At 32.9% G+C, this 22701-nt stretch carries 16 protein-coding genes; 6 read left to right on the forward strand and 10 right to left on the reverse strand.

Going from position 1 to position 22701, the window contains the following annotated elements; genetic code table 11:
• Positions 1–7 precede the first annotated feature (7 nt).
• The 3 genes from C0512_RS00465 to C0512_RS00475 all read left to right on the forward strand — a co-directional run bounded on the left by C0512_RS00465 (position 8) and on the right by C0512_RS00475 (position 3739).
• Positions 8–2287: a transglycosylase domain-containing protein gene (locus C0512_RS00465; RefSeq protein WP_290858033.1), complete on the forward strand. Its 2280-nt coding sequence runs from the start codon at positions 8–10 to the stop codon at positions 2285–2287.
• An 87-nt stretch (positions 2288–2374) separates the two neighbouring features.
• Entirely contained in the window at positions 2375–3076 is a 702-nt protein-coding gene (locus C0512_RS00470; protein ID WP_290858035.1) for a CoA transferase subunit A, read from the forward strand.
• Between the two features lie 3 nt (positions 3077–3079).
• Positions 3080–3739 carry a 3-oxoacid CoA-transferase subunit B gene (locus C0512_RS00475; RefSeq protein WP_290858037.1) on the forward strand — a complete coding sequence of 220 codons (660 nt, stop codon included), beginning with the start codon at positions 3080–3082 and terminating at the stop codon, positions 3737–3739.
• Between the two features lie 52 nt (positions 3740–3791).
• Here the strand turns inward: C0512_RS00475 and C0512_RS00480 are convergent, their stop codons facing one another.
• Both C0512_RS00480 and C0512_RS00485 read right to left on the reverse strand, forming a co-directional pair.
• Complete coding sequence (locus C0512_RS00480; protein WP_290858039.1) at positions 3792–4181, reverse strand: hypothetical protein; 390 nt, start codon at positions 4179–4181, stop codon at positions 3792–3794.
• A gap of 13 nt (positions 4182–4194) precedes the next feature.
• On the reverse strand, positions 4195–5883 hold the full coding sequence (locus tag C0512_RS00485) for an ABC transporter ATP-binding protein (protein ID WP_290858041.1): 1689 nt from the start codon (positions 5881–5883) through the stop codon (positions 4195–4197).
• Between the two features lie 155 nt (positions 5884–6038).
• Between C0512_RS00485 and C0512_RS00490 the strand changes: the two genes are divergently transcribed.
• The gene (locus tag C0512_RS00490) at positions 6039–9317 is read left to right on the forward strand and encodes a S8 family serine peptidase (RefSeq protein ID WP_290858042.1); all 3279 of its coding nucleotides are present in this window, start codon (positions 6039–6041) and stop codon (positions 9315–9317) included.
• 25 nt (positions 9318–9342) lie between these two features.
• Here the strand turns inward: C0512_RS00490 and C0512_RS00495 are convergent, their stop codons facing one another.
• The 6 genes from C0512_RS00495 to C0512_RS00520 form a co-directional block, all read right to left on the reverse strand.
• Positions 9343–10056, reverse strand: a complete 714-nt coding sequence (locus C0512_RS00495; protein WP_290858044.1) for a 3'-5' exonuclease — start codon at positions 10054–10056, stop codon at positions 9343–9345.
• Between the two features lie 129 nt (positions 10057–10185).
• On the reverse strand, positions 10186–10593 hold the full coding sequence (locus C0512_RS00500) for a hypothetical protein (RefSeq protein ID WP_290858050.1): 408 nt from the start codon (positions 10591–10593) through the stop codon (positions 10186–10188).
• A 192-nt stretch (positions 10594–10785) separates the two neighbouring features.
• A complete protein-coding gene (locus tag C0512_RS00505) occupies positions 10786–11280 on the reverse strand; it encodes a hypothetical protein (protein WP_290858052.1) in 495 nt (164 codons plus the stop codon).
• A 338-nt stretch (positions 11281–11618) separates the two neighbouring features.
• A complete protein-coding gene (locus C0512_RS00510) occupies positions 11619–13001 on the reverse strand; it encodes a T9SS type A sorting domain-containing protein (protein WP_290858054.1) in 1383 nt (460 codons plus the stop codon).
• Between the two features lie 60 nt (positions 13002–13061).
• Positions 13062–17993 carry a PKD domain-containing protein gene (locus C0512_RS00515; RefSeq protein ID WP_290858055.1) on the reverse strand — a complete coding sequence of 1644 codons (4932 nt, stop codon included), beginning with the start codon at positions 17991–17993 and terminating at the stop codon, positions 13062–13064.
• 661 nt (positions 17994–18654) lie between these two features.
• Entirely contained in the window at positions 18655–19110 is a 456-nt protein-coding gene (locus C0512_RS00520; protein ID WP_290858057.1) for a DUF1573 domain-containing protein, read from the reverse strand.
• A gap of 164 nt (positions 19111–19274) precedes the next feature.
• Here C0512_RS00520 and C0512_RS00525 point away from each other — a divergent pair, with 164 nt between their 5' ends.
• Together C0512_RS00525 and C0512_RS00530 are read left to right on the forward strand one after the other, a co-directional pair.
• Positions 19275–20543, forward strand: coding sequence for a HAMP domain-containing sensor histidine kinase (locus tag C0512_RS00525; protein ID WP_290858058.1), 1269 nt, complete (start codon positions 19275–19277; stop codon positions 20541–20543).
• Positions 20540–21220 carry a response regulator transcription factor gene (locus tag C0512_RS00530; protein ID WP_290858059.1) on the forward strand — a complete coding sequence of 227 codons (681 nt, stop codon included), beginning with the start codon at positions 20540–20542 and terminating at the stop codon, positions 21218–21220. Before C0512_RS00525 ends, C0512_RS00530 begins: the two co-directional genes overlap by 4 nt.
• 2 nt (positions 21221–21222) lie before the next feature.
• Here the strand turns inward: C0512_RS00530 and C0512_RS00535 are convergent, their stop codons facing one another.
• Together C0512_RS00535 and hemB are read right to left on the reverse strand one after the other, a co-directional pair.
• Positions 21223–21624 carry a c-type cytochrome gene (locus C0512_RS00535; RefSeq protein ID WP_290858061.1) on the reverse strand — a complete coding sequence of 134 codons (402 nt, stop codon included), beginning with the start codon at positions 21622–21624 and terminating at the stop codon, positions 21223–21225.
• A gap of 69 nt (positions 21625–21693) precedes the next feature.
• The gene (gene hemB / locus C0512_RS00540; RefSeq protein ID WP_290858063.1) at positions 21694–22683 is read right to left on the reverse strand and encodes a porphobilinogen synthase; all 990 of its coding nucleotides are present in this window, start codon (positions 22681–22683) and stop codon (positions 21694–21696) included.
• Positions 22684–22701 lie beyond the last annotated feature (18 nt).

The raw sequence follows: 22701 nt of genomic DNA on the forward strand, positions 1-22701 counted from the left end.
GAATACTATGGCTCAAAAAAAATATACCGGCGTAAAAGACATTGCTTATTATCAAAAAAAATTCTGGAAAATCTTTTTTTTAGGATTAGGTGGTGTGTTTTTGTTTTTTGTTTTTGCCAATTTTGGTTTGTTTGGTTCGATGCCAAGTTTCGATGAATTAGAAAATCCTGATTCAAACCTAGCTACAGAAATTATCGCTTCAGACGGGGTAATTTTAGGTAAATTTTATCGCGAAAATCGATCGCCTGTAAAATTTGAAGACTTACCAAAACATTTAGTTGATGCCTTAATTTCAACGGAAGACGAACGTTTTTATGAACATTCCGGAATTGATGCCCGTAGAACTTTTGGTGCAGCAGTAAAATTAGGAGCCGATGGTGGAGCAAGTACTATTTCACAACAATTAGCCAAACTTTTGTTTCACGGAGAAGGTTCCCGATTCATTCTTTTCAGAATGGTGCAAAAAGTAAAAGAATGGATTATTGCAACCAAATTAGAACGCCAATATACTAAAAATGAAATCATTGCTTTGTATTTAAACCGAGCAGATTTTGTTAATACTGCCGTAGGAATACGTTCAGCTGCAAAAGTCTATTTTGGTAAAGAACCGAGAGATTTATCTATTGAAGAAGGTGCTCTTTTAATTGGAATGCTTAAAAATCCGTCTTTGTTTAATCCGGTTCGTGAAAAAAGAAAACAATTAGTGTTAAACCGAAGAAATACAGTATTAGCCCAAATGGTTCGAAATAACTTTTTAGAGCCCGAAGCGAAAGCTATTTTAGAGAAAAAACCGGTTGTTTTAGATTTTAATCCGGAAAGTCATACCGATGGAATTGCAACTTATTTTAGAGAATACCTCCGGGATTACATGAAAAAATGGTGTAAGGAAAATAAAAAACCGGATGGTACGGAATATAATGTTTACAATGACGGTTTAAAAATATATACGACGATAGATTCCCGCATGCAAAAACACGCTGAAGAAGCGGTGGATGAGCATTTGAAAAACCTACAAAAAGAATTCTTTGCTGCTCAAAAGACAAATAAAAACGCTCCGTTTTTAAAACTTAATAAGGATGAAACAGACAAACTTTTAATGCGAGCCATGAAAGTTTCTGAACGATGGCGACTTATGAAACTTCAGGAAAAAAGCGATGAAGAAATAATAAAATCATTTTCTGTAAAGACCGATATGCGGATTTTCACATGGAAAGGTGAACGGGATACAATTATGTCTCCAATGGATTCTATTCGGTATTATAAACATTTTTTACAAACAGGAATGATTTCCGTGGAACCTCAAACCGGTCATGTTAAAGTTTGGGTTGGAGGAATAAATTATAAGCATTTTCAATATGACCATGCCGGACAAGGTGCCCGTCAAGTTGGTTCAACCTTTAAACCATTTGTTTATGCTACTGCTATTGAACAATTAAACATGTCGCCATGTGATTCTATTATTGACTCTCCTTTTACAATTCCAAGAGGCAGACATAATGTTACTGAAAGTTGGACCCCCAGAAATTCAGACGGAAAATACCGAGGCATGATTACTTTGAAAAAAGCGTTAGCCAACTCAATTAATACCGTTTCGGCTAAATTAATAGACCGAACCGGACCAAGAGCAGTAATTGATTTGACTCATAAACTTGGTGTTACAACCGAAATTCCCGAACAACCTGCCATTTGCCTTGGAGCTGTAGAAATAACCGTTCAGGATATGGTTGCTGCTTTTAGTACTTTTGCCAACAAAGGAATTTATATCAAACCTCAACTTATTACCCGCATTGAAGATAAAAATGGAAATGTCATTTTTGAATCAATTCCTGAAACACATGATGTTTTAAATCAAGATATTGCTTATGCCGTAATTAAGTTAATGGAAGGAGTAACCGAAGACGGAACCGGAACCCGATTGCGTTGGGGCGGTGCCGGATTTACAAAATATAATTATCAGTTTACCAACCCCATTGCAGGAAAAACCGGTACAACTCAAAACAACTCAGATGGTTGGTTCATGGGAATAGTTCCTAATTTATGTACCGGCGTTTGGGTAGGCTGTGAAGACCGTTCTGCTCGATTTAGAAGCACTTCCATGGGACAAGGAGCGACAATGGCTCTCCCGATTTGGGGACTTTATATGGATAAATGCTACAAAGATGACAAGCTCAATGTTTCTAAAGAAGCTTTTGATAGGCCTAAAAATATTTCCATAAAAGTAGATTGTTGGAAACCCGTTAAAGACACTTTAGACTTTGACCAAGAAGTGGATGAATTTAATTTTTAAATCAATTTGAATTTTAAATATACTAAATGGGCTTTGCGAAAAGCTCATTTTTTTTATACCTTTAAAACTCGAAAAACAAACAAACGTATGATTACACGAAAAGTAAATTCCGTGCAGGAAGCTCTGAACGGCATTACAGATAATATGACCATCATGTTGGGTGGATTTGGCCTATGTGGTATTCCGGAAAACAGCATTGCTGAATTAGTTAAATTAGGCATTTCAGATTTAACTTGCATTTCTAATAATGCCGGAGTGGATGATTTTGGGTTAGGATTACTACTCCAAAAAAAACAGATTAAAAAAATGATTTCATCTTATGTAGGAGAAAATGCAGAGTTTGAACGCCAAATGCTTTCCGGTGAACTTGATGTAGAACTCACTCCACAAGGAACATTAGCTGAAAAATGTAGAGCGGCTCAACATGGAATTCCTGCTTTTTTTACACCTGCCGGATACGGAACTGAAGTAGCTGAAGGTAAAGAAACCCGCGAATTTAACGGAAAAATGTATGTGATGGAAGAAGCCTATAAAGCTGATTTTGCCATTGTAAAAGCGTGGAAAGGAGATGAAGCCGGAAACTTAATATTCAAAGGTACAGCCAAAAACTTCAATTCTTGTATGGCCGGAGCAGCTAAAATTACGATTGCAGAAGTGGAGGAATTAGTGCCCGCCGGAACTCTAGACCCTAACCAAATCCACATTCCGGGAATAATGGTCAATCGTATTTTTAAAGGGGAAAAGTTTGAAAAAAGAATTGAACAAAGAACCGTTAGACAAAAAGCATAAATCATGGCACTAGATAAAAATCAAATTGCAAAACGAATTGCAAAAGAAGTAAAAGACGGTTACTACGTAAATTTAGGAATTGGCATTCCAACATTAGTAGCAAATTTTGTCAGAACAGACATTTCTGTTGAATTTCAAAGTGAAAATGGCGTGCTTGGTATGGGTCCATTTCCCTTTGAAGGAGAAGAAGATGCCGATATCATTAATGCGGGAAAACAAACAATCACGACTTTGCCCGGAGCTTCCTTTTTTGATTCAGCATTCAGTTTTGGGATGATCCGAAGTAAAAAAGTAGATTTAACTATATTAGGAGCCATGGAAGTTTCTGAAAAGGGAGACATTGCTAATTGGAAAATCCCCGGAAAAATGGTGAAAGGAATGGGAGGAGCAATGGATTTAGTTGCTTCTGCCGAAAATATCATCGTCGCGATGATGCATGTTAACAAAGCCGGCGAATCTAAAGTGCTTAAAAACTGTACATTACCATTAACCGGAGTGGGTTGTGTTAAAAAAATTGTCACCGAATTAGCCGTGATGGATGTTACCCCAAATGGTTTTAAATTACTAGAAAGAGCTCCTGGTGTTTCTGTAGAAGAAATTGTCAAAGCCACAGAAGGGAAATTAATTGTAGAAGGTGAAATTCCTGAGATGATTTTAGATTAAATATTGTTTAAAAAAAAATTAAAGCTATTAAAATTCAACCTTTAATAGCTTTTTATTTGTTTAAATAGGCCAATAAAACCTCATTCGCATTGCCAAAAGTTGGATGTTGATCGGTTACATTCACCACTCTTTTTTTGTTTAATTTATACGTCAAATCAAATTCTGTTGTAAATAAAATAACTGATAAAAACGGATTATTAATAAAAGGGAGCAAGCGATTAAAGGCTTCGTTAATAGTATGAATTTCAAACAACTCTTCTTTTTGAAATCGGAATTTTAGTTCTAATTTCAACTCATTTTCTTCTAAAATAGGACGAATAAAAATATTTTTTAATTCCGTTTTTCCAATGGTTTTGGCAAAAGTAAGTTTGGCAAAAGTCCCATCAGAAAGACTGGTTTTAAATTTTTCATAAAACTCTGAAAAAGTTGCAGTAAATAACATATTTTTTTAATTTTTATCCTTTCGGTATCGCTTCAATCAACTTTTTAGTATACTCACTTTTTGGATGAGCATACAATTCATCGGCATCAGCCATTTCTTCAATTTTTCCTTTATTCATCACTAAAACTTGGTCACTCATATATTTTACAACCGCTAAATCATGTGAAATAAAAATATAAGTGAAGCCAAAATTCTCTTTTAATTCGTTCAATAAATTCAACACTTGAGCCTGAACAGATATATCTAACGCCGAAACCGATTCGTCACAAACAATAAGCTTGGGTTGTAAGGCAATTGTTCTGGCTATTCCAATGCGTTGCCGCTGTCCTCCTGAAAACTCATGTGGATAACGGTTAAAAAAGGGTTCTCCTAAACCAACTCGTTCCAAAATTTCGATTGTCTTTACTTTTCGTTCAGCATCGTTAGCGAATAAACCATGTACTTTCATAGGCTCCATAATGGCTTTTCCAATTGGAATTCTCGGATTTAAAGAAGAATATGGATCTTGAAAAATGATTTGAATTTCTTTTCGTAATTTTCGAATATCTTCCTTATTTAAGTTTGTAATATCATTTCCTTTATATAAAATTTGACCCGATGTAGCTTTATCTAATTGCAAAATAGCATTTCCTAATGTTGATTTTCCACACCCTGATTCCCCAACTAAGCCAACTGTTTCGCCTTCATAAATTTTAAAACTAACCTCATTTACGGCTTTAAAAGAATGTTGCTTTCCAAATAAACCTACCGAAGAAAAATAGTCTTTTCCAATATTTTTTACTTCTAAAAGTGGCGATTTTGAATAGATTTTCAATTGGTTTTTATTTCTTTCCTCTGCAGATACTATTTCACTTTTGAATGATTCTTTCAAAAAATCTTGAATGGTGGGAAGCCTTTTCAAGCGAAAATCCAATGAAGGTCGCGAGGCAATAAGAGCTTTAGTGTAATTATGTTGCGGATTTTCGAAAATTTCTTTGGCAATTCCCTGTTCTACAATTTGACCTTTATACATCACTAAAACCCGATTAGCGATTTCAGAAACTAAAGATAAATCGTGTGAAATAAAAAGTATACTCATCTTCGTTTCTCTCTGTAACTCTTTTAGCAATTGTATGATTTCCTTTTGAACGGTAACATCCAAAGCAGTTGTGGGTTCATCTGCAATTAAAATTTTAGGCTTACAAGCAATTGCCATAGCTATCATAACCCGTTGCTTTTGTCCGCCGGAAATTTGGTGAGGATATTTAAAAAACAGTTCTTCCGGATTTGGTAATTTTACTTTTTCAAAAAGAGAAATTACTTGATTTTTAATTTCTTTTTTTGAAAGTGAAGTGTGTATTTCTAAAATTTCTGCTACTTGCATGCCGCATTTCATCGAAGGATTCAGTGAACTCATGGGTTCCTGAAAAATCATTGCAATTTCATTTCCTCTGATTTTTTGAAATTCCTGATCCGACAAAAAGGAAATATCTTTGCCTTCAAAAACGATTGAACCATTGGCGATTTTTGAAATAGAAGAAGGCAACAAACCCATGATTGCCAAGGAAGAAACAGACTTTCCGGATCCTGATTCCCCGACAATTCCTAAAATTTCATTTTCATATAATTCATAGGTTAATTGATGAACAACCAGAATAAATTCATTCTCTCTTTTAAAAGAAATAGTCAAGTTTTCTACCGATAACAGCTTTTGATTATTCATGTTTTAAAATTAATTTATTTTTTTCATTTTCATCTTAAAAATATTTTTTAAATAAAAGTGAGCTATAATTAAGTTTAGAGATGACTTAAGAGTAATATAAATTCTTTTAAAGGAAGTAATATTTTATATCTTTGAAATGATTTAAAAATAAATTGATGAAAAATATATATTTCTCAGGTAAAATTATTATTCTAATAATAATTGTTTTTACGACTCCTTTTTTGTTAAAAGGGCAAACTGTTGAACAAAAAAAAGAATTATTAGAGCAATATGATATTGCTAAAATTAAAACACTACAAGTTCAGTTTGCAAAAAAAGCCAAGATAGAAAAAGAAAAAGCTATCCTTGCTGCCCGAGCTAATCAGTGGGAGATTTTTAAATATAATTCGGATGGAAGTTTTGATGAGTTAATTGGTCTACATCCTGACGGAAGTCCAAAATATTTTTCCATAAACAACATAAATGCTGCAAAATCAACACGAACAAACCACTTAAATTCCGGTGGAAGTTTAGGCCTCAATTTAAATGGTCAAAACATGATTGGAGGAGTTTGGGATGGTGGTCCTGTTAGAATATCCCATCAAGAATTTGGGGGAAGAGTTCAAATTGGAGACGGTGTAACTGTTTTAAACTCAAATAGTTTCCATGGTACACATGTGACAGGAACAATAACAGCAACCGGCGTTCAAGCAAATGCAAAAGGGATGGCTAATTTAGCAACCGTAAAAACATTTGATTGGACTAATGATGAAGCAGAGGTTTTAGCTGAAATTCAAAATGGTTTATTGTTATCAAATCATTCCTATGGTGTTCCGATTTCAAGTGCTCCTGGGCCATGGTATATAGGAGCCTATTCTGCAGATACAAGAGCATGGGATGAAATTCAATACGTTTCACCTTATTATTTAATGGTTGTTTCTGCCGGAAATGATGGTGGGAACACAAATCAAAACCCCTCTACAGCTGGCTATGATAAATTAACAGGAAATAAAAACGGAAAAAACAATTTAGTCATTGCTAACGCACAAGATGCTATTGTTGATACTAATGGAAATCTACTTTTAGTAAATATAAACTCATCCAGTAGTCAAGGGCCATCAGATGATTTCAGAATAAAACCGGATATAACAGGAAACGGAACATCCTTAAATTCAACCACGAGTTCGGGTGATAATCAATACACCTCTTTATCGGGAACATCAATGGCAAGTCCGAATGTTATGGGAACCCTATTATTATTACAACAACATTATTCCAATTTATATCAAAAATTCATTCGTTCTTCAACTTTAAAAGGATTAGTTTGTCATACAGCAGATGATGCCGGAAATGCCGGGCCGGATGCAAAATTTGGCTGGGGTCTTTTGAATGCAAAAGCGGCTGCCATTGCCATCACAAACAATGGATTAAGTACTTGGATTTCTGAAGAAAAAATAGCGACAAATGATACCTACACAATGACTGTAAAATCTATTGCTGGGGCTCCTTTAACCGCGACGATCTGTTGGACTGATGTGCCCGGAATTGTTAATAACGGAGTATTAAACAGCACAATTCCCGCTTTAGTAAATGATTTAGATATTAGAATTACACAAGGTTCCAATACCTATTTTCCATGGCGGTTACAATCTAATGCTTCTCTTTTAGCAGTAAGAAACGGGGATAATTTTGTAGATACCGTTGAAACAATTAAAATAGATTCAGTTAATGGTGGAGATTATACCATCACTATTTCCAGTAAAGGAACGTTAGTCAATAATGATCAACCTTTCGGATTGATTATTTCAGGGATTGATTCTTCTTTTGGAATAGTTCCTCTTGGATATGATCAAGTAAAATGTGCCAACGAGGAAGCCGTCTTTTCATTTAATTTCAATGGAGCATCAAGTGGGAATGTAAATTTATCCGCAATAAATATACCTGCCGGAGCTAATGTCAATTTTAGTTCAAACCCCATAAACACGAATGGTATTTTTACGATGACTGTTTCAAATTTATCAAATGTTATTCCGGGAGAATATTCCATTGGAGTAGTAGGAAGTAATGGATTGGATACGGAAACCCGTTATGTAAATTTAAAGATTTTGAGCAATCAATTTAATTCTGTTACCACGACCTACCCTATAAATGGTCAAACAGGTCTTTCAACCACCTTAAATTTAACATGGGAAGAAGATATTAATGCTGAAAATTATATGCTAGAAATTGCTACAGATTTTAATTTTAATTCAATCATTGAATCTCAATCAACTGCAAACACAAATTATACCGTAACTAACTTAGCAAGTGAAACCGTTTATTATTGGAGAGTTAAACCAAGTAATCGTTGTGGAACTGCAACAAATTATAGTGTTTCCAGTTTTCAAACCGGTATTTTGAATTGTCAAAATCAATTTATAGGAACAGATTTTTCAGACGCCTCTATTGGCAGTGTAGCAAATTCATTGGCTTCAGTCCCAGTAACCGTTTCGGGTGGTTTTGTCATTGGAGATATAAATGTTACTTTAAATTTAACACATACTTGGGTTCAAGACATGACAATTTATCTTGATGGCCCAGCTTCTATTGGAAGTCCGAGAATAACTTTGTTTGAGGAGCCTTGCGGTGGAGAAGATGATATAGATGCCATTTTAGATGACTCCGGATTAGATTTGGAGTGTGGAATAAACCCAGCACCCGCAATTTCAGGAATTATAAAACCACTACAACTATTAAGTAATTTAAACAATTTACCTGCTGATGGAATTTGGAAACTTCAAGTGGTTGATAATTATAATGGTGATGGTGGAAGCATCAATTCATTTTCATTAGATTTTTGTAGTTTATCAACTGTTACAAATAATTTAAATTTTGAAAACAATGGAATTATAACTACAACGTCAAGTGATAAAATTATTTTAAACACTGAAATAAATGCCTCAACACCTTCTCAATCAGACAATAACCAAACTTATACACTTACAGAAACGCCTATACTTGGTCTGCTTACAAAAAATGGAACTGCACTTACAATAGGTAATACTTTTACACAAAGTGATATAAATGAAGGTCGAATAAGCTATTCAAATTCACAATTTGAACCCGGTCAAGATTCGTTTAAAGCAGATATACTTAACAGTTCTTCGGGTTGGTTGCCAAATAATACCGTTATAATTACAATTGAAAACAGTTTAAGTACATCAGAAAATTTAATAGAATTTGTTCGTGTTTACCCTAATCCAACTCAAAATTATATTACAATTCAGCTCACAAATGAAATAGTGGGAGAAACTAAAATAGATTTATTTGATATTCAGGGAAGAAAAATCATCTCAAAAAACACAATTCAGAACACTGAAGAATTAAATCTTAGTGGTCTAACAGATGGCATTTATTTTCTTTCTATTCAAAATAATAACCACAAAATCATTAAAAAAATAATTTTAAAGAAATAAAAAAAACTAAATAGAGGAAATCAATTTATACATGAATAATTTCCTCTTCAATTAATAAATCCTCTCTACGTAATCGTAAAAAAACTTGTGCAACGGCTATCACATCCTTTTCACAATAAGTGATGATGCGGTCAATATCTTTATCTACATAATAAACATAGGCTACTTCACTACCGTCAATATCATCTTTAGGAGATGGAATTTGCAGCACTTTAGTGAGTAATCGCATGGAAGTATAATGTTTGTAATCGCCAAATTTCCAAAGCTCAAGCGTGTCTAAATGTGGAACTTCCCAAGGTTTTTTGCCAAATAAATTCAATTTAGCTGGAATTTCAATTTGATTAATAATCATTCTTCTGGCGATAAAAGGAAAATCAAATTCCTTGGCATTGTGGCCACATAAAATATGCTGTGGTTGATTAAAATGGTTATTGAGTAAATTGCTTAAATCCTTCAAAATCATTTTCTCTTCTCCAAAAAAAGAAGTGACTCTAAAATTTCGGACATCTCCTTTCGTTATAAAATAACCCACTGAAATACAAACAATTTTTCCAAATTCAGCCCAAATACCGGCTTTATCATAAAATTCTTCAGGAGTAAATTCGTCTTTTCGTTGGTACTGTGTTTTGGTTTCAAAAAGATACTGCTTCTCTTCATCAAGCAATTTGAAGTTTTCTTCTTCCGGAACAGTTTCAATATCCAGAAATAAAATGTTGTCGAGTTTAATTTTTTCTATCATAATCAATGAATTAGCTTTTATAAATGTATAAAAAAGAATGATAGAAATAAGGAATAAAAAATACATTCATTCTTTTAAATGAAAAAAGCCACCTTTAAAAGGCGGCTTAAAGCTAAATGAATCATCACCTTACAACGTATCTCGATGTGTTGTCACTTCTACAATAAAAGCATCAACTTCATCCAATTGTTTAATAACACGTTCTAGGTCTAATTCTTTTTCAAGAAGAGCGACTGCTCCATAACTTTCTTTTCTGTTTTCTAACAAAAATTTGCGGTACTCTAATCGTACTTTTCTTTTTTCTTCGGAATCTCTTGTTGATCCCGGAGGTAAAACGATAAGCACCGTGTCGACTGCTGCAATTTCTGCAATAACTCCTTGTAAAATTGCATCGATTTCAACAGCATTACTACTGTAATTTGAAACTAATCGCTCTTCGGAAAGCTTTTTAAAAGCTAAATCAGATTTTTCTTTTCCGGCCATGGTTAATAACACATTGCAATCTGCAATTGTTGTTAGGTTGCTAACTGAATACATAATTATAATTTTTAAAGTTATAATTATACATTCGCAAGTCATATGCCATAAAATTAGCACAAAATAAATTTATAAAAAAATTAACAGGAATAGTTAATCTTATTTTAAAAATATACAAAACGATATTTTGTTTACGTTATGGTAGGATTTTGAGTTACTGAAGAGCAATACTTTTGAAGAATTTATACTTTTCTACAATTCTCCATTTTTTAATTCTCCATTAATAATTTGTTTGATAAATATCATTTCGTTTTCAATATTTTGCTTTTTCTGTTGATAATATAGTAAGCTATCCAGTGAATTTTTTTCTAAACTTTTATTAATTCTCATTTCTATCATTTTATTCAAATTAGAATCATTGTGTTCCTGTATTTTTAAAAACGCAATAGTGGACAAAGCAGTTACTATTTGTTGACGTATTGTATATAGCCCATTTACTTTTTTCTCTGTTTGAATATATAACACTTCTAAATCGAGTAATTTCCTCTTTAATTCTATTTTTAACTTTTTATTTTCACTTTCAAAAAATTTAGATTTGTCTTTCAACATATTATTATTTTGCAAATATTGAAGTAAATCATTTAATTTTTTGGTGGAACCAATAGGAAGTTTTCTTTTCCCGACAGCAAACATTGACCATTGACTTCGTGTTATCCCTAGATAAATAGCCATTTCTTCTTGTGTCAAGCCTGTGTGGTTTTTAAAGGGTGTCATCTCATTTTATTTAGTGTCAAAAAAATAATATCAAAAATTTTGCCACTTATTAAGTGACATTTTTATTGAAATGATTTTTTTGACACAACTTTTACTTCATTTTTTTTTTTACAATTAGTTTGGAGTTTAAACATATGTTAATAAATCTGCGTATTGTTTTTATGAATAGAAATAAAAAACACTTGTAAAAACGTTTTTGCAAGTGTTTAATAAATTTTATCTAATAATCTGTATCTACTATTTAGAAATAGTCATTCTAATTCTAGAATTCGTGATTTACTTTTCATATTATTAAGCTTAAAAAAATATTATTAATTTAACACCATTTTTTTAATAATCTCCCTATTCTCTGATACTATTTTAAACACATAAACTCCTCGACTCCATTGAGCCACAGGAATAGCTAGTTGACCACTAAAACCAATGGTTTTAGTTTGATACATCAATCTGCCGTTAAGGTCAAACACCTCAAATTTAGCATTAGGTAGTTCATTATAAGTAAATTGAACTACATCTTGAGCAGGATTAGGAAAAAAAGAAACACTCTCTTTTTCATCATCAAAATCTTCGACACCCAACGTGCACAACGCGTTGTTTTGTAACGGCACATTACTGCCTTGATTTAGTGTGCCATTGCCAAACTGACCAAAATCATTACTACCCCAAACCCATACTGTACCATCTGTTTTTACACCTACGGTAGTGGTAGCACCTTGTGCATATATCCTATCCCAATTATTATCAGTCCCTATTTGGGTAGGTACATTTCGATTTTCAAAAGTGCCATCACCGAGTTGACCTTCTTCATTTCTACCCCAAGCCCATAACGTACCATCGGTTTTGATGCCGTATGATCTTAAGGAACCTACTGCAAAATCTTTCCAAGTATCGGTTGTAATTTGATAAGGAGTTAAACTACCGTTAAATTGACCATTACCTACTTGACCATAGCTACCACTACCCCATGCCCATAAAGTGCCATCCGTTTTTTGAGCTAAAATAAAAAACACTCCTGCCTTTATTTTGCTCCAATTATCCGAAGGCCCTTGTGAAAGACTATATACAAAATTCCCTAAAAAGCCTAATATGACATTACTATTGTACCCACAACCCCAAAATGTACCATCATTTTTTAGTACAAATGTACCGGAATCTGTAACGGCAACATCTACCCAATGGCTATCAGTCCCAATTTGAATAGGGGTGAGTTGGCTTAAATTATTATTACCTTGTCCTTGCCCTAGCTCATAATCGTTGTTTTGACCCCAACCCCAGAGCGTACCGTCTTCTTTTAAACCAACAGTGTGGGTAGGAGAACCCACAATTTTTTGCCAATTAGTGGCTGTGCCTATTTGGGTTATTATATTGGTTGAATTAATGGAAGAATTAATACCGAGACAACCATAAATATTATTGCCTGTAGCCCAAAGGGTGCCGTCATTTTTTAACAAAAAACTTCTCAAAGAACTAGCAAAAATATCCTTCCAATAGCCATTGCTGTCAAACATAGCAGGACTAAGAACATTATTTACAGATTGCAAACCTAATTGCCCTGTTTGTGCACTCCCAAAACCGTAAATATAATTCTGTTCATTAAGTAAAATTACATGAGAAGTTCCACAAGATATCTTTTCAAAACATTGTGCATTAACTAAGCAGTTAAATAAAATAATGAGGTAAACTAACTTTTTCATAGTACTAAGTGGTATAAAAAACATGGCCTAAGGATATTAGGTCATGTTTTGGATAACTAATTAATTTTTAATCACTTTAAAATAGGTAATAAACTCGTTTTTTGACCATAATTTTAACAAATAGATACCTTGTGGTAGATGCTCCATAATTATAGTGGTTTCGGTAATTTTAGGTGCAACATTTTTTTCAAGTAGTAGTTGCCCTTGTAGGTCAAACAACTGGTAATTATCGATAGGTGAATCAATACTCCATTTAAGATTAGCCTCAGTTTTTACTGGATTTGGGCTAAAGTGTATTTTATTTAAAAGAGAACTTTGATCTTCTTTCTCCCTTAAGTCAGGTCTTGGAAAATATTTACATCTCGGCATAAATACCCTATAATGGAAAGCACAAGGCACGGGATTAAAATCTTTATCATAAGTTGTTCCGTTAATTAAAATAGTAATAGGACTATTTCCTGTATAACCATTTATAGGCAATATAGTTGTGTTGATAGTATTTGGCCCTGGGTATAACTGAAAAGTAGAGGGGGCAAAAGTTACTAAATTTTCAGGATTAATCAATTGTATTTCTATAATTTGGGTTGTTTCGTTGATAATTAAAAATTGAGCCGCAAATGAACAATAGTTTGAATCATTATTGTCTATTTGGCTATTTCTAACAGTCAATTTACACTCTTCACAACGATCTATTTGGTAGTTTAGTGGTGGTGCTTTGTATGTACAGCCCCCATTAGTCAATATAGCGTTATAAGAACCATCAACAGGAAGTTGGAATATTGGCGATGGGTCATTTGAGGTTTGGAATATTTCGCCTGTAAGCATCCAGGTATTGGATTCTATGGCTGCTAAAGGTCCCAAAACATAAGGATTATAATCTAAACAATAATTTAAACACCCTTGTGGGTAAGACCACGCATATACCTCTGGATGTTTGGGAAGATTAATGGATGCCTCGATTGAACATGCACCATTATAAGCAATGACCTGATAGGCACCACCGTGATTTACAATTATAGACTCACCAACTTGACCGTTGCTCCATAAAAAATCAGCTGGTTGATCGGCAGATGCAGTTAGTTCAATGGTATAGGGTTCACACCGCATCACAACCCCTGTAATAGTAACATTAGTAGGTGATGGGGTAACCGTTAAAATAAAGCTTTCAGTAGTAGCACAACCCAAATTGCCGGTAGCGACAACGATAATGTTATAAGTGCCTGCGGACAATGTAGGATTCCAAATCTCTCCTTGATGAGCCGAAATACCTTCAAGAAACCATTCAATAGTTCCTGATAAAATAGCACTAATTTGAATATTTTCTCCTTCACAATATTGACTTTCATTGAAGATTTTTAAAGCAGGCAGCGTATTAAATTTCGGATATACCCTATTTGGTACTTCGTATAAACACCCTTGAGGGCTAACAATTTCTAACCAATAGTAACCCGGTTCTGTTACTACTATACTACTTTGGTTTATGAATTCCGTTAGTAATGTATTTCCTCTTCGCCATAAATAGGTAGGTGCACAGTTTTCTAATGATGATAAATAGGATATGGTAACCGATTCTCCTTCACAAACATGGGCATCGTTAGGTGTTGTTTGAAGAACACCAACAAAACAAGGTTCAGGCACTACAACTTCTGTTGTAATTGTGCGGCTACAACCTAATGCATTTGTGATTTCTACTTGAACAGGATAGGTTCCAGGTGAATTAAACACTCTGGCAGGATTGAACAAAGAATTGGTTATTCCGGGTTCAAAAGTCCATAAATAAGAAAAAAGTGCTGGATTCTCAAAGTCATTAAAAAATCTAAAAATAAAAGGTGTGTCATGACATATAAATTCGTTATTTTGAATTACAATTTGATTATCTGGTACACCATAAGTGGTAATATCGTAATTTTTGGTACACTCATAATTTTGCCCGTTAAAAGAACCGGTATTGATAACTCTTAAATGCACGATATTTTGAGGATTTCCGCTGATATCTACAGATCCAGAAGTTAACAACGTTTGCCAAGTTCCATTCACAAGCATTTGAACAGTTTCAACAGGATTATCTAAAAAAGGATAAAAGATACTGTTATTCAGTATAAAGTATAAAGTAAAATCTGTGCCATTGCAAATAAAATCATAGGAAATTGCAGGTTCAAAAGGGATGAGAACATCTACAACACTTTCAACAAGGTCATAAGCATCAGTTAAAGGGCAATATGCACGAGCCACATAAACAATAGTATAAATTCCGGGTGGGCCAGTAACCGTACTATTTACTAAATTTACTACTTCATTACCAGGGCCATAAACTAACCAACTTTCGGATTCTGCTAGAGTTGAGGTGCCCGAAAGTGTAATGGTTCCACAATCTGAATAAAAAGAATTATTTACAGCCGTTAAACCGGGAACAGAACATACTGTTGGATTCGTATTACAATCCTTTTGGCTAATAGTCAATGTATTGGATAGTCGCGAACAGCCACCGCCAGATATCTCATTTGTTGAGGTAATATTACAGGCATAAATACCAAAGTCAATAGGATTAAAGGTATTTGTTGTTGCTCCCAAAATTGGAGTAAAAATAGTATTCTGAAAAGTTCCCCATTGATAGGTTACCTGAATAAGATTACTTGATGCTATTAAAACAGAATCAATATCTGATGCCTCACAAAATCTTTTGTAACCAGCTGTAGAAATTACAGCAGGCGGAGAAGGAATAATAGTTGCAGAAAAGTTGATAGTATTAGAAAGACCAGTACATCCATCATAAGAAATGATTTGAGCAGTCACACCTCGAAGTACTTCTTCATCAGAGTTATTAATTAGGCTGAAAAATTCTGAAATTCCACCAATTCTTTCTTGTCCATCAACAAACCATCTAACAATTACATTATGGTTAGCTAAATTGATCGAAGGATCTACCGCTTGGATATTTACTTGGAAAGTTTCATTACTGCAAAATGTTGTCGTTGGCAGAGATGCCCATTGAATTTCAGGAATACTAGTAATTAAAACTGAAAATGTTATTTGTGTAGGTGGCAACGAACATTTAGTAACTGTTAATATTACATCTACTGTGGTATTGACAGTTACATTGTTCCAAGTAATTTCTGCCATGTTCGTTCCTTGCCCACTTGAAATACTACCTAGCGAAGCATTAGAAAGAGACCATTGGTAAGTATCTGCATTATTAAAGAGGGTTGTAGTAGTTGGTATAACTGCTTGAAAAATTGAAACTGAACTACCACATATTTCGGAATTATCAGATAATATATCAACAATTGGAGTATCAGCTTCAATAGTTAAAAATATAACATCTGAATAACATCCCGTTGAAGGATTTAGACTTCTTACACTAACAGTAGCTGGGAAGTTATTGAATTCAATATTAATATAATTATTGAAATTATTTCCTAGAATTATACCATTGGTAACAGTCCATTCATAAAAATAGTCTGAATTCGGATTTTGAACGTCATATCTAACAGCCATTAGTGGGCAAGTTAAAGTTTCCCCTAAAATGGCAAAAGGAATAAGAGGACTTTCATTTACCTGTAAGACTAAATTATTAGATTCACAGAAATCGGGGTGAGAAGCCTGTATTATATATGAGCCAGAATCAATAAATGTGTAAAGTAAATTTATTGTGTTTTCTGAATGAATAACAGTGTTGTCTTTTGTAATTAACCAATTGACTGTTTGATTCGCTATATTAGTAAACTCAACCATATCATTTTGACAAATCTTCTCTAATGTTGTTTCAATTTTTAACTGTTGTTTTACATTAATACTAATTTCAGCTACACCACCACAATTAAGAAGCGTATTATTATATATAGCTCTTAATATTAGATTTCCTGTTCCATCTAAAGGTAAAAGAACAATTTCATTTCGTTGATCAGTTTGAATTAATTCAAAATTTATACCATTTGTATTAACTACTGACCATTGAATATCAGTTGTTGGCCATTGCGGTAATGAATATTTACTTTGTTTACCAGTACAAATTAGACTATTTCCTTGTATTGTTGCATTACTTTGAATTACTGGGACTTTAATCGTAGTGGGTTCATTACATTCTAAAGTACAATTAACTGGATTGAAGGTAACAAAACCAAAACCATCTTCATCCACATGATTCCATTCAATTAATACATTACCACCTGCTTGATTTATAATTGTACCACCTTCTGCTTGCCAATTAAAACCTGTACAATTTTGCATAGCATCAATGGAAAGACTGTAGGTTTCTCTAGAACCTTCACATACTACCGTTGCACAATTTATTTCATAATTTCTTGCATTTAAAACTCTAACCCTTCCTCTAATTGAATCAAAACAACCACAAGCATTCGTTACAGATAGGGTCACATTATATTCGCCAGGGTTTACGTAATTATGATGAGGGGTTTCAATGTAACTAAAATTTCCATCCCCAAAATCCCATAAATAGCTAATAATATCAGAACCATTATTGGTATTTGATAAGTTCGTGAAATTTATGTCTTGCGAAATACAAGCTGTTATACTGGTTATATCAACAGATAAATCATTATTAATCGTAAATTTCGCCACTGGTTTGGCTGTTTTTTCTATACAAAGTGTATTTGAATAAAATACATTATTTATAGAATATTCAACAGTAACACCTCCATTAAATTCATCATCCCATAGAATTTGAATCTGGTTGTTATTTTGACTTTGTATAATTCCTCCAGAAATTGTCCAAGAGATATTTACATTCATAGGAACATTAGTGAGTTCAAAATTTGATAAACTAGATTGACATACTAATAAGCATTGTGAATCTTCAAATTCTTCAACAAATATACCTTCTCTATCTGAATCGTTCCAAATTTGACAAGCATTACTGTTATCCCAACTTAGATAAATTCCGGTGTTTTGATTTTGTGACAAAGCACTAAAAGCAATCGAAAAAATTGCTATCGTGCAAATAAATTTGATGAATTTTGACAGCTCGTTTTTCATATTACTAAGAAGTTAATTGTGGTTATAAAATTTAGTTGATAAAGCTTTGTTAAATGTATCAAAAAAAATTAAACCAAATAACTTTTTGTTATTGATTACTAGCAAATAAGTTAAAAAAAAGGTGTTGTGTTCTATTAGCCTGGTTGGATATGAAAACTTTTATTTTAACAAAATCAATTAATACCCCACTATTTATAATCTGCATTTTTTTAACTTATTTTCAATTTCATCCGTGGAAACTACAAATTCATAAAGTGGTTTCTTGCTGTTTTGATATCGCACCATTAGAGGTTTATCATTTGATAAATTCAACAAGACTTTATAAAAACAATTAGGAGCGACAGTACTATTGCTATACTTGTTATAAAATGTCAACCCATTCGAACTGAATTTTAACTAATTAACATTCAATTAAATAGCAATTTTCATTTTTTCTTGTAAAAACAGAAACTAAGGCAATTGAAGAACTAAAAATTCAAAAATGATAAAATCAACTTCATTTGAATCTAAAAGAATTTAAAAAAACACCTGCTCTGAAAAGTCTTCCTCTAAAAAACTCCTCAAATGTCTGACTGAGACACTGCGGAATTTTTTATATGAAACAAAAAAACCACCTCTAGGAGAAGGTGGTTTTTAACGAATTATAATTTAGCAGATATTCTTATTGTGTAACAGGAGCATCATCCAATACTTTCCCTTTAATAGTAAGTATTTTTGGCACTTCATTTTCATTTAAAGAAACAGTTACTGTTTTTGAAAAAGCACCAGGACTTGCAGCATTATAAGTTGCTGTAATGGTAGCTTTTTCTCCTGGTTTAATTGGTGTTTTAGTATAATTTGTAGCCGTACATCCACAAGATGCTTTTACATTAGTAACTAAAACAGTTTGTTTAGTTGTATTCACAAAAGTGAAATCATGTGAAACAGGTGTTCCTTTTTTGATGTCTCCAAAATCAAAAGCCTCTTCTTTCCATTTAACAGGAGTTGTTGGTTTTTGAGGAGCTGGAGTTGTAGTGATAGCAGGAGTTACTGCTGCTTTCTTTTCTTGAGCATTTGCACTTACTGAAAACAAAACTGTTGCAGCAAAAGCAAATAAAAATACTTTTAAAGATTTCATACTTATTATTTTTTAAATTATTGATTAATTCGTTTGAACATAGCAAATATATTCACAAGAAAGCGGATATTTGTTAAGCACATCATAAGTTTTGTTAATGAGTTGTTAATCAGAAAAAAATAAACGCTTGTGTTAGTAGTTTTGTGTCTAAATCTAAGATTAAATTGAAATTTAACCGTTTAAATAGTATCATTTTTGCCGGATTCCTATCAATTGTAGGTGTGTTGATTATGCAATTGTTAATGCTAAATCGGGCCTATTCTTTTGAAAAAAAAGAGTTTGAAGATAAAATTCACTTTGCTTTACAAGATGTGGTAAAACGGATTTATCGTGACAACAAAACGGATTTAGCCATTACTAATCAAATTAAAAAAATTACGGACGATTATTATATTGTAAATATTGACGATGTTTTTGAACACCAAGTTTTAGAATATTATTTAAAATCTGAATTTCAAAAAGTAAAACTTGGTATTGATTATGAATATGCTATTTATAATTGTGGAACAGATGAAATGATATACGGAAATTATGTTTCCAGTGATTCGGGTAAACCGGAGAAATGTGAAAACTGTTTTCAAAAAAATGAAGGTTTAATCTATTATTTCGGAATTCGATTTCCGGATTTACAACACAAATTTATTACTTCGTTAGGTCAATATTGGATTTATACCGGCATATTGTTTTTGGTTTTAATTATTTACGTATACTCTGTTTTTCTTTTATTAAAACAAAAAAAGTATACCGAATTGCAAACTGATTTCATCAATAACATGACCCATGAATTCAAAACACCACTTTCGTCTATTTTAATTGCTTCTCAATATGCCTCTTCACAGGATGAAATTAAAAACAATCCAAAATTAGCCAAATACATGCAAATTATCACGAACCAAAGTCATAAACTGAATCAACATATTGAACGGATTCTAAATGTGGCCAAAGGAGATGCAAAATGGATAGAATTGGACAAAAAACCCATTAATATTAAAGACGCTTTAGAATTAGTAAAAGAAAATGCTATTTTAAAATCAACTAAAAAAAGTGTTGTTAAAATTGAAATACCTTCTAAAATTTCTGTTTTGGCCGACGAATTTCATTTTAATAATGTTTTATATAACATTGTTGATAATGCTTTGAAATACTGTTCTGAAAGCCCTGAAATAGTAATAAAATCAGTTGAAAACGATAGAGGAATTACTCTCCATTTTTCGGATAATGGAAGCGGAATTGCTCCACAACACATTGATTATGTTTTTGATAAATTCTATCGGGTTCCGCGTGAAAACAAAAAAGATATTGAAGGTTTTGGTATTGGTTTATTTTATGTAAAAAAAATAATTGATTTACATCATTGGAAAATAGCTATTCAAAATAATGAAAATCAAGGCATAACAGTTTCTATTTTCATTCCAAAAAAAGATGTAGTATGAGTAAAAAGAAAATTCTTTATGTTGAAGATGATGAGTCTTTAGGTTTTTTAACTGCTGATAGTTTAGAAAATCAATATGATATTACCCATTTTATTAATGGAAAAGAAGGTTTTGATGCCTTTTGTTCCGGGGAATATGATTTATGTATTTTAGATGTGATGTTGCCGGATATGGATGGATTTGAAATTGCAACTGCCATTCGAAAACGAAATCAAGAAATCCCCATTATTTTTCTTTCAGCAAAAACCATGAAAGAAGACCGCATCAAAGGATTAAAGTTGGGTGCCGATGATTATTTGGTTAAACCTTACAGCATGGAAGAATTGACCTTGAAAATTGAAGTGTTTTTGAATCGAAGTCAAAAAACAGCCAGTAAAACAACAACTTATTTAATTGGCTCTTTTGAATTTGACCCAACAAATTATTGTGTTTCCAAAGGAAAAGAAGTGACAAACCTCACTGAACGAGAAGCTGCCTTATTAAAATTCTTTTTAGAAAATAAAAATACTGTTTTAAAAAGAGAAAAAATTTTAATGGAACTTTGGGGAACCGATGATTATTTTGTGGGGAGAAGTTTAGACGTTTTTATTTCCCGCTTGCGAAAAATTTTTAAAGAAGAACCCAACATTCGGATTGAAAATATTCCGAGAGTTGGGTTCAAATTAATTTTAGAATGATTTTATTTTAAATAACTATATATATAGGTTTCTAAAGCTTTTAGCTCTTCATCAGACATGCTTTTTGTAATGGCAAAATTGGTTTTCATCACTTCATATTGCGTAGGGTCAACAATTGGTTCGGCATTTTCTTTTAAAAATTCCACTATGTTTCCGTTTTTCTCTTTATAAATAGTTGCCACATCGATAATACTAGGGCCAATTACTTTTTTGTCTGGCAAATGACATGTTTTACATAATCCAACACCATTAAATAAGTCTTCTCCTAATTTAAGACTTGCGTCTGCGGTAACCGCTACAGGTTCCGTTAAATTTTCATCAGTAGATTTTCCGAAAGGTTCCGATTTTTTTTCTCCACAAGAAATAAAAACCATAGAAACGAGTAAAAAAAATAATTTTTTCATAAAATTTCATTTTTTTGATCTACTCAAATTTACGATTTAAAAAATTTTAAATAACTGATAAATATCATTTTAAGAAATTATTTTCACGACATCTTTTGCAAAATAACTCGCAATCATATCGGCACCGGCTCTTTTAATCGCAGTTACTTGTTCCATCATTATGGCGTCGTGTTCAATCCAACCTCTTTCGGATGCTGCTTTTATCATGGCATATTCCCCCGAAACTTGATATACTGCTACCGGAACATCAAATGCATTTTTAACTTCACGAACGATATCCAAATACGAAATTCCCGGTTTTACCATCACGATATCAGCTCCTTCGTCAATGTCCATTCTGGTTTCACGAATGGCTTCAATACGATTATGATAATCCATTTGATAGGTTTTTTTATCTTTTGGAATATCAATCATGTCAACAGGAGCACTGTCCAAAGCATCGCGAAACGGACCATAATGTGCCGATGCATATTTAGCACTATAAGCCATGATTCCGGTGTTTACATAACCTTCGTCCTCCAATGCTTCTCTGATTTCTAAAATTCGTCCATCCATCATATCACTCGGAGCGACGATATCGGCACCCGCTTCAGCATGCGAACAACTCATTTCTGCCAAAATAGCCGAAGTTAAATCATTTACAATCACACCGTTTTCAATTACACCATCATGACCATATGCAGAATATGGATCTAGAGCCACATCCGTCATTACAATCATTTCCGGAACAGCATTTTTAATCACTTTTACCGCTCGTTGCATCAACCCATTCGGATTCAATGCTTCGGTTCCTTTATTATCTTTTAAATGATCGGGTACTTTTACAAAAACCAAAACCGATTTAAGGTTTAATTTGGCCAATTCTTTTACTTCTTTTTCTAATAAATCTAAACTCAATCGGAAATAATTAGGCATTGAGGAAATTTCTTCTTTAATTCCTTTTCCTTCCACCACAAAAAGCGGTACAATAAAATCATTTGGTGAAAGAATGGTTTCGCGAACTAGCGAACGAATGGATTCATTGGTTCGCAATCTTCTGTTTCTTCTAAGTGGGTACATTTTTTTAAATTTAATGAT

Origin of the sequence: Flavobacterium sp., assembly GCF_013822155.1 — a bacterium.
In the GTDB taxonomy this organism is placed as follows: domain Bacteria; phylum Bacteroidota; class Bacteroidia; order Flavobacteriales; family Flavobacteriaceae; genus Flavobacterium.